This is a genomic window from Bacillus inaquosorum, from assembly GCF_023238325.1.
GTDB classification, from domain to species: domain Bacteria; phylum Bacillota; class Bacilli; order Bacillales; family Bacillaceae; genus Bacillus; species Bacillus inaquosorum.
Genome location: NZ_CP096592.1, coordinates 153,217 through 162,500, shown reverse-complemented (window position 1 = coordinate 162,500; position 9,284 = coordinate 153,217). Strand labels below are relative to the sequence as shown.

Genomic DNA, 9,284 nt, shown 5'->3' with positions numbered 1-9,284 from the left:
ACCTCCTATGGCGGGCCTTTCCAGACCTCTTCATCTACCTCGTTCTTTTGTAACTCCGTACAGAGTGTCCTACAACCCCAAGAGGCAAGCCTCTTGGTTTGGGCTAATCCCGTTTCGCTCGCCGCTACTCAGGGAATCGCATTTGCTTTCTCTTCCTCCGGGTACTTAGATGTTTCAGTTCCCCGGGTCTGCCTTCTCATATCCTATGAATTCAGATATGGATACCACTCCATTACGAGTGGTGGGTTTCCCCATTCGGAAATCTCCGGATCAAAGCTTGCTTACAGCTCCCCGAAGCATATCGGTGTTCGTCCCGTCCTTCATCGGCTCCTAGTGCCAAGGCATCCACCGTGCGCCCTTTCTAACTTAACCGTTAAAAAGAATCACTACGTGATATCTTGTCTTACTAATTGAATGTGATGTCTACTGTTATCTAGTTTTCAAAGAACACGTTTCGAAGGAATGATCCTTCAAAACTAAACAAGACAGGGAACGTTCTGTTTATAAGACCCAAGGTCTTATATTCCGTAAATATCCTTAGAAAGGAGGTGATCCAGCCGCACCTTCCGATACGGCTACCTTGTTACGACTTCACCCCAATCATCTGTCCCACCTTCGGCGGCTGGCTCCTAAAAGGTTACCTCACCGACTTCGGGTGTTACAAACTCTCGTGGTGTGACGGGCGGTGTGTACAAGGCCCGGGAACGTATTCACCGCGGCATGCTGATCCGCGATTACTAGCGATTCCAGCTTCACGCAGTCGAGTTGCAGACTGCGATCCGAACTGAGAACAGATTTGTGGGATTGGCTTAACCTCGCGGTTTCGCTGCCCTTTGTTCTGTCCATTGTAGCACGTGTGTAGCCCAGGTCATAAGGGGCATGATGATTTGACGTCATCCCCACCTTCCTCCGGTTTGTCACCGGCAGTCACCTTAGAGTGCCCAACTGAATGCTGGCAACTAAGATCAAGGGTTGCGCTCGTTGCGGGACTTAACCCAACATCTCACGACACGAGCTGACGACAACCATGCACCACCTGTCACTCTGCCCCCGAAGGGGACGTCCTATCTCTAGGATTGTCAGAGGATGTCAAGACCTGGTAAGGTTCTTCGCGTTGCTTCGAATTAAACCACATGCTCCACCGCTTGTGCGGGCCCCCGTCAATTCCTTTGAGTTTCAGTCTTGCGACCGTACTCCCCAGGCGGAGTGCTTAATGCGTTAGCTGCAGCACTAAGGGGCGGAAACCCCCTAACACTTAGCACTCATCGTTTACGGCGTGGACTACCAGGGTATCTAATCCTGTTCGCTCCCCACGCTTTCGCTCCTCAGCGTCAGTTACAGACCAGAGAGTCGCCTTCGCCACTGGTGTTCCTCCACATCTCTACGCATTTCACCGCTACACGTGGAATTCCACTCTCCTCTTCTGCACTCAAGTTCCCCAGTTTCCAATGACCCTCCCCGGTTGAGCCGGGGGCTTTCACATCAGACTTAAGAAACCGCCTGCGAGCCCTTTACGCCCAATAATTCCGGACAACGCTTGCCACCTACGTATTACCGCGGCTGCTGGCACGTAGTTAGCCGTGGCTTTCTGGTTAGGTACCGTCAAGGTACCGCCCTATTCGAACGGTACTTGTTCTTCCCTAACAACAGAGCTTTACGATCCGAAAACCTTCATCACTCACGCGGCGTTGCTCCGTCAGACTTTCGTCCATTGCGGAAGATTCCCTACTGCTGCCTCCCGTAGGAGTCTGGGCCGTGTCTCAGTCCCAGTGTGGCCGATCACCCTCTCAGGTCGGCTACGCATCGTTGCCTTGGTGAGCCGTTACCTCACCAACTAGCTAATGCGCCGCGGGTCCATCTGTAAGTGGTAGCCGAAGCCACCTTTTATGTTTGAACCATGCGGTTCAAACAAGCATCCGGTATTAGCCCCGGTTTCCCGGAGTTATCCCAGTCTTACAGGCAGGTTACCCACGTGTTACTCACCCGTCCGCCGCTAACATCAGGGAGCAAGCTCCCATCTGTCCGCTCGACTTGCATGTATTAGGCACGCCGCCAGCGTTCGTCCTGAGCCAGGATCAAACTCTCCGATAAAGTAGTTTGACTGACTACGCACATCGCTGTGCGATTTATTAAAAATGAATTAACAGGTACGTTTTGTCTTGTTTAGTTTTCAAAGATCATTACTGCCACTTAACGAAGCAGCTTTATTACTATAACATTTAGCTTCCTTTAAGTCAACAGCTTTTTTCAAAGCATTTAATGAAGCTTTTAATTGTTGTCAGCTGTTTATCAGCGACGAATAATAATATATCACGGATATTATCAAAAGGTCAACACCTAATTTAAGCTGCATGTGAAGAGACATTTTATCGGTTATATTCAATTGGCCATGCTCATAAGATGTAATACAAGAATGATGGACAAGATAAGGAGGCATCATCAGTGAATCACTTCTATGTGTGGCACATTAAACGAGTGAAACAATTTATCATTATACTTATCGCCGCATTTGCAGCAGCCAGCTTTTTTTATATCCAAAGGGCTGTCCCGCTTCCCGTGTTTTCAACAGACACCGGACCTAAAGCCATTTATAAAGGAGAAACAGATTCAAAAGACATTGCCCTTACTTTTGATATCAGCTGGGGTGATGAGAAAGCAGAACCCATTCTTAATACCTTAAAAGAGAACGGTATTAAAAATGCGACGTTTTTCCTTTCCGCTTCTTGGGCAGAACGACACCCCGACACAGTGGCGCGTATCGTAAAGGATGGCCATCAAATAGGGAGCATGGGCTATGCCTATAAAAACTATGCCAATTTAGAAAGCAGCGAAATAAAAAAGGACATTAACCGTGCGCAAACTGCCTTTGAAAAGTTAGGGATCAAAGACATACAGCTATTAAGACCCCCTACCGGACAATTCAATAAGAATGTTCTCACGGTCGCAAAGCAATACAATTACACAGTCGTTCATTACAGTGTAAACTCTCAAGATTGGACAAATCCCGGCGTTGAAAAAATCATCGACAATGTGACCAAGCAAGTTTCAGGAGGCGACATTATTCTTTTACACGCCTCCGACTCGGCAAAACAAACAGAAGAAGCGCTGCCTGATATCATCCATCAGCTGAAAGAAAAAGGATTAAAAAATGTAACCGTAGGTGATCTCATTGCAAATTCTGATGCCAAATCCGCAGAGGTAAAGTAATTTACTTCGCTGCAAACTTCGGCAGCATCAGCAATTGGAAAGCATTGCACGCCATTAACGGAAAAAGCATTAAATAAAGCCAGTCCTCATCATTTACTCTTAATGCAGGGAACCATTCTAATGCAGTAATCACAACCATCAAAAACAACGATGACACAAACGTTTTTCTAGAGGACTGCTTTTGCTTTATATAAGCTGTAATCACCCCAAAGATCAACAAAAATACCGGTAACCACGCATAACCAGCCATCGATTCTCCGCTCTCTCCAAAAAATAAAAAACGCACGTACATGAGATCAAAAGCAACAAACAGGATGAAAAATAACTGAAGCAAATTCCACAATGATGAGGATCTTAATATCTCAAGTGCAAACCGGTGAACTGTTAAAAACACGAAAAAGCCCATTTGACTGATCACACTGAAAATCATGCCTACTCCGATAAACCAAAATAAAACAGAGAAAATCTGTCCCGCTTCGAAAGCAAGAAACAGCCCCCTATATTCTCCCCATTTTAAAGCAAAACCCACAATACTCGTGATAAGCGCTCCGACAGCTAAAATAGAAAAGAAAAAACGAACTAGACCACGGCTTTTCATTTCTTTATTCATCCCCTCAAAAATCGCAAACCGCGATATTTTGTTATGTATAAATCCAAACAGATGAATCATATTAAAAGTAAGACAAGTATGTGAAAGGAGCTTAAGCATGTCAAAAGCCAAAACGCTATTGATGAGCTGTTTTTTGTTATTATCTGTAACAGCTTGCGCTCCAAAAGACCAAGCAGCGGATATGGACTATGATCAGACCAAAAAAATGGTTGTTGATATATTAAAAACTGATGATGGAAAGAAAGCCATTAAGGAATTATTAAACGATGATGCGATGAATGAAGCGCTGGTGATTGACCAAGATGCGATTAAAGGAACAATAGAAAAAACACTCACCTCTAAAAAAGGTGAAGAATTTTGGAAAAACATCTTTGAAGACACTGATTTTGCTGAAGGCTTTGCCAAAACTCTTCAGACTGAGCATGAAAAAGTGATTAAAAAACTGATGAAGGATCCGGATTACCAGAAGATGCTGATGGGCGTTATGCAGGATCCGGGCATGAATAAAAAGTACAGCGAACTTGCAAAAAGCCAAGAATTCCGAAGTTATTTAGAAGAGGTTATTAACGAAACACTTTCTAGCCCGCTTTACAAAAAACAGTTCGAAGATGAGCTGAAAAAAGCAGCAAAAGATACTGCCAAAGAAAGTGAATAAAGGGAAGGCCGGGATATAGAATCCCGGTTCGCCCTTTTTATACTTGCACTGACATTTTTGCAATTATTTTTTTTGCAATATCCTGATATATTTCTCCGATGGGATGATTTTCGTCATAAACAGACGGCGCAAATTGATCCTTATCCCAATCAGGCTGTTTCAACGGGATTCTGCCGAGCAAAGGCACGTTTAGTTCCTCAGCTAGTTTATCTCCGCCGCCTTTACCAAAGACATATTCTCTTTCCCCAGTCTTTGCGCTTTCATAGTAAGCCATGTTCTCTATGACACCAACAACCTCATGATCGGTTTTAATCGCCATAGAGCCCGCTCTGGCCGCGACAAAAGCAGCTGTTGGATGCGGCGTCGATACGATGATTTCTTTGCAGCTCGGAAGCATTGTATGTACATCGAGAGCAACGTCCCCTGTCCCAGGCGGAAGATCAAGAACGATATAGTCTACTTCTCCCCACTCTACTTCGTGGAAAAAGTTATTCAGCATTTTGCCAAGCATCGGGCCTCTCCATACGACGGGTGCATTTTCTTCTACGAAAAAGCCCATTGACATCACCTTTACCCCGAAGCGTTCAACAGGAAGAAGTTTCTCTCCCTCAATGGTTGGACGCACAGTGATACCCATCATATCCGGCACACTGAAGCCATAAATATCAGCATCAATTAAACCGACCTTTTTCCCAAGACGAGCCAGAGAAATAGCAAGGTTTACTGACACAGTAGACTTGCCTACGCCGCCTTTTCCGCTTGCTACAGCAAGAAAGACTGGCGGGTTATCCATATTTAACAGTGTTTTTTTCTCAGCTGACGGCGCCCGGAATTTAGCAACCGTTTCTTCCGGAAGCTCTTCAAATCGAAGGCCGACCGTCTCAGCGCCTGCCCCTTTTAAGACGTTTACGATCTCTTGCTGAATCTGCATTTGCTCTGCAGTTCCGGTTTTGGCAAGAGCGACTTTTACACTGACATGCCGTTTTTCAGGCTTTATTTTAATTTCCTTAACGGCATCCAATTCTCCCAGAGGTCTTTGAAGAAAAGGTTCGCGCATTTCACCGACTAGTTTTCTTACTTCATCTTCTCTTATCATCGAACCTCACCCTTTTGTGTATTCGTTTACAATCATTATTATATCATACATAAATGGCGGGTGTCTTATGCTTAGAACCATACGAAAACCCTCCTTTACTCAGGAGGGTCTCCTTTTTCTGTGAAATATCGCAAAATGCCTTTATATATGGAAGATGCCACCTTGTCCTGGTATTTCGGTTTCCCGAGCAGCATTGCTTCGCTTGGATTGGATAAAAATCCGACTTCTACAAGTGCCCCCGGTTTGGTGACGTTTTGCATTAAGTAGATACCATGAATCCGCTTTGCCTTCCGGGTTGTGTTTTCCAGGTTTCTTCTCAATTCATCCTGAATGTATTTTGCGACTTTCTCATTTTCCGCATATTTTCCGTAATAAAAGCTTTGGGCTCCGCTCCACTTTTGTGATGGAATCGCATTGAGGTGAATGCTGATATAGAGTTCAGCCTCTGAATGGTTTATTAATTTGACTCGCTGTCTTAAGTCTTCCGCTTTTCGTCTGCTGTAGCCCTTCGTTCCTTCTGGAGCGAGATCGGTATCACTTTCCCTGGTCATGATGACAAGCGCTCCTTGTTCCTGAAGGTAATCCCTGACCCTAAAGGCCACTTCCAAGGTTACATCCTTCTCTAACATCTTTCCGCCGACTGCTCCGCCGTCAGGCCCGCCATGACCTGGATCTAGATATATAATTTTTCCGCTCAAGGGCAGGCTCCACGGCTTCCAAGAATCGTTATTGCTGAACTGATACTTGAATAGAAATAGTAATACGATGAAGCCTAGCAAAAAACTGAGCCATTTAAGCTTTTTCCTCATCCCTTCCCCTCCCGCTTGTCCGTTATTACATAACTATGGGACAGGGCCGGGAAATATGATTATCGCATGCGAAGCTTACACTGTTTTTCTCTTTGGACAAATCCCTCTGTCCACCAGTCTTTAATGAACTTGCATGCTGCTTCATAGACCGTATTTTTATCAAATGTTGCGTATTGCTCGTGTATCCAATTATAAAGATAATCAAAAAACTCCAGACGAAGCTCTTCTTCTTCTCTTGCTGAGCGCGCACTGATGCTCTGCATGGATTCTCCGTAATAGCCGAATATCCCAAAACGTCCGCCTAACAAATAAGCTTCTATAGCAAAATCAATACAGCCTTCGCTAATAATATCTCTTTCATCATGTAAAAACGGAAATAATGGTTCCAGACAGTCCTTAACAGACTGAATGATTTGCCTCAGAGAGAGTTCTTTGAGCAAGTTCTTTTCTAATTCAAAATCCTTTTGGCGTTTCACATCCATAAAAGACAGTACCTCTGCCATACAAATTCACTCTCCTTTTACCGGTTATTTTGAGGTTTGGATGGTGAAACCATGCCCGAATTCGGTTGGAAATTCGCCCAAATGAAGGTGCAGAGATTGATAAAAAGAAGAGGATTTAGCAGCTTTCTACAGGGTTCGGAACAAGTGTTCTGCAAGTGATTACTAAAAAAGCAGCTCCTCTAATAGGCCGCTGCTTTTCATAATTTCACGCTTCTTGTTGCAGAATATGTATGAATATATTGGTCCAATACAAACCCGCCTTTATCTTCATAAAAACCAGTGACGATAAAACCGGCATCAATTTGGCCCTTGATTTGGTCTTCTAGGGAATGGCCGAATTCCAGAGCCTCATTATTTTCAATCAGTTTTTTCACTTTATGTTTTGGAAGATCTTCTGAGTCGGCATATGGAATGGAGTGTTTTACTTTTAGAATACCTTGCTGTTCTAACTCTACATCAAACAGGAATACGACTGGATTTACAAAACCTGAAATTAGGGCGCCGTTTCTTTTCAGTACTCGGTGCGCTTCCTTCCAGACCGGGAGGACATTCTCAACAAAAACATTGGCAACAGGATGTACAATAACGTCAAATGATTCATCCTGAAATTGACTGAGATCGTCCATGCTTCCTTTGACAGTATGTATTGTGAGGCCGTCGCGTTCAGCAACCATTTTATCCTGGTCCAGCTGTTTTTCCGAGTTATCTAATACAGTGACATCCGCTCCTGCAGCTGCCAAAATCGGACCTTGCTGGCCTCCTCCTGATGCTAAACAAAGCACCTTCAGTCCTTTGACAGGGGGAAACCAATCCTTTGGAACATCTTTCATTGGTGTTACCCTTATATCCCAATTGCCTTTTTTCGCTTGTTCGATGACATGCTGCTCAACAGCAACAGTCCATTCATTGCCTACTTCTACTTTTTGATCCCAGGCTTTGCTATTATGTTTTAACGCATTCATGAATCGTTCTCCTTATTTTATTGTATAGAGTATAACAAATATTTCTAGATTGATATCGCTTTCCCTTTGCATATTTAGAAAAAAATTCATAAAAACGCAAAAAAATCACAAAGGAGATATGTGATTTACGTCAAAAGATTTACACTTATCTCATCAAATGATGTCATTAGTGAAGAACTAATATTCATCCGGACAGATGAAGAATCAGCTGTGAGATTGAACAGGTGGGAGACCAGTTGTTAAAATGAACTGGATTGGCGACATGGCCATTAAAAACTTTGACCACCTTTCCAATCATCATTCAAGTAAATTAGCTGGTAATGAAAGATACCATGATTATTACAACAGGGCTGTTTATAATCAAGCAATTTGCTTAGACTTCATTAAGCGTTCATTTATTTATTTTTACTGAATGCGGGGGTGTGCCAAGAATTGCATATGGGCATTTTATGAAAATAAAAAAGCTCCCAACACAGGGTCGAGAGCTTTGAAAACGTAAAATTAACGTTTTGAGAACTGAGGTGCACGACGAGCGCCTTTAAGACCGTATTTTTTACGTTCTTTCATACGAGCGTCACGAGTCAGAAGACCTGCACGTTTAAGAGTTGTACGGTATTCTGGATCTGCTTCAAGCAAAGCACGAGCGATACCGTGACGGATTGCTCCAGCTTGACCAGATAAGCCGCCTCCATGTACGTTTACTAAAACATCATAAGTTCCAGCTGTTTCAGTCAAAGTTAATGGTTGTTTGATATCTTCGATTAGAGCTGCAGATGGGATGTGTTCGCTGATTTCACGATTATTAACGACGATACGACCTTCTCCTGGAACTAAACGCACACGCGCTACAGAGCTTTTACGACGGCCAGTACCGTAATATTGAACCTGTGCCAAATTGGTAACCTCCTTTTTAATTAACCGCGAAGTTCGTAAACTTCAGGTTTTTGTGCTTCGTGTGGATGCTCAGAACCACGGTATACGTTCAATTTTTTGAACATTTGACGACCTAGAGAACCTTTTGGAAGCATGCCTTTGATAGCAAGCTCAAGCATTTTCTCAGGGTAGTTTGTACGCATTTCAAGAGCAGTTCTTGATTTTAATCCGCCTGGATGTTGAGTGTGACGGTAGTAGATTTTGTCAGTTAACTTTTTACCAGTTAACTCGATTTTTTCAGCGTTGATGATGATCACATGATCTCCAGTATCAACGTGTGGTGTGTAAGTTGGTTTGTGTTTTCCGCGAAGGATAGCTGCAACTTCTGAAGAAAGACGACCTAAAGTCTTGCCAGCAGCATCAACAACTAACCACTTGCGTTCAATAGTACTTGCGTTAGCCATAGGTGTTGTACGCATTGAATTTCCCTCCTAAATGATCTGTCATTTTCAATAAACTTCGATTACGTTCTATTTCACAACACAATAAGTTCCGGGGCTTATCGTGGG

At 43.6% G+C, this 9,284-nt stretch carries 9 protein-coding genes and 2 rRNA genes (1 of these 11 running past the window's edge); 2 read left to right on the top strand and 9 right to left on the bottom strand.

Features of this window, described 5'->3' with window-relative positions; all coding sequences use genetic code 11:
* Together M1M80_RS00940 and M1M80_RS00935 are read right to left on the bottom strand one after the other, a co-directional pair.
* Nucleotides 1-372: ribosomal RNA gene (locus M1M80_RS00940) — 23S ribosomal RNA — on the bottom strand (it extends 2,556 nt beyond the left edge of the window).
* Nucleotides 373-541: 169 nt separating this feature from the next.
* Nucleotides 542-2,091, bottom strand: a 16S ribosomal RNA gene (locus M1M80_RS00935).
* Together the 16S and 23S rRNA genes form the textbook arrangement of a ribosomal RNA operon.
* Before the next feature lie 351 nt (nucleotides 2,092-2,442).
* On the opposite strand from M1M80_RS00935, the gene pdaB reads away from it, so the two are divergent.
* The gene (pdaB, locus tag M1M80_RS00930; protein ID WP_060397798.1) at nucleotides 2,443-3,207 is read left to right on the top strand and encodes a polysaccharide deacetylase family sporulation protein PdaB; all 765 of its coding nucleotides are present in this window, start codon (nucleotides 2,443-2,445) and stop codon (nucleotides 3,205-3,207) included.
* Between the two features lies 1 nt (nucleotide 3,208).
* On the opposite strand, the gene kbaA is transcribed toward pdaB, so the two are convergent.
* Nucleotides 3,209-3,805 (bottom strand): KinB-signaling pathway activation protein, encoded by a 597-nt coding sequence (kbaA, locus tag M1M80_RS00925; RefSeq protein WP_060397797.1) that lies wholly within the window; start codon nucleotides 3,803-3,805, stop codon nucleotides 3,209-3,211.
* Nucleotides 3,806-3,914: 109 nt separating this feature from the next.
* Between kbaA and gerD the strand changes: the two genes are divergently transcribed.
* Nucleotides 3,915-4,472 (top strand): spore germination lipoprotein GerD, encoded by a 558-nt coding sequence (gene gerD, locus M1M80_RS00920; RefSeq protein WP_003241955.1) that lies wholly within the window; start codon nucleotides 3,915-3,917, stop codon nucleotides 4,470-4,472.
* Nucleotides 4,473-4,509: 37 nt separating this feature from the next.
* Here gerD and salA read toward each other — a convergent pair whose 3' ends face one another.
* The 6 genes from salA to rplM form a co-directional block, all read right to left on the bottom strand.
* Nucleotides 4,510-5,568 carry an iron-sulfur carrier protein/transcriptional regulator SalA gene (salA, locus tag M1M80_RS00915; RefSeq protein ID WP_003241957.1) on the bottom strand — a complete coding sequence of 353 codons (1,059 nt, stop codon included), beginning with the start codon at nucleotides 5,566-5,568 and terminating at the stop codon, nucleotides 4,510-4,512.
* A 95-nt stretch (nucleotides 5,569-5,663) separates the two neighbouring features.
* A complete protein-coding gene (gene cwlD, locus M1M80_RS00910) occupies nucleotides 5,664-6,377 on the bottom strand; it encodes an N-acetylmuramoyl-L-alanine amidase CwlD (protein WP_003241959.1) in 714 nt (237 codons plus the stop codon).
* 59 nt (nucleotides 6,378-6,436) lie between these two features.
* Nucleotides 6,437-6,880, bottom strand: a complete 444-nt coding sequence (locus M1M80_RS00905; protein ID WP_003241961.1) for a YbaK family protein — start codon at nucleotides 6,878-6,880, stop codon at nucleotides 6,437-6,439.
* Nucleotides 6,881-7,077: 197 nt separating this feature from the next.
* Nucleotides 7,078-7,842: a class I SAM-dependent methyltransferase gene (locus M1M80_RS00900; RefSeq protein WP_060397796.1), complete on the bottom strand. Its 765-nt coding sequence runs from the start codon at nucleotides 7,840-7,842 to the stop codon at nucleotides 7,078-7,080.
* 501 nt (nucleotides 7,843-8,343) lie between these two features.
* Nucleotides 8,344-8,736 (bottom strand): 30S ribosomal protein S9, encoded by a 393-nt coding sequence (rpsI, locus tag M1M80_RS00895; RefSeq protein ID WP_004399691.1) that lies wholly within the window; start codon nucleotides 8,734-8,736, stop codon nucleotides 8,344-8,346.
* Nucleotides 8,737-8,756: 20 nt separating this feature from the next.
* Nucleotides 8,757-9,194 carry a 50S ribosomal protein L13 gene (gene rplM / locus M1M80_RS00890; protein ID WP_003241966.1) on the bottom strand — a complete coding sequence of 146 codons (438 nt, stop codon included), beginning with the start codon at nucleotides 9,192-9,194 and terminating at the stop codon, nucleotides 8,757-8,759.
* Nucleotides 9,195-9,284 lie beyond the last annotated feature (90 nt).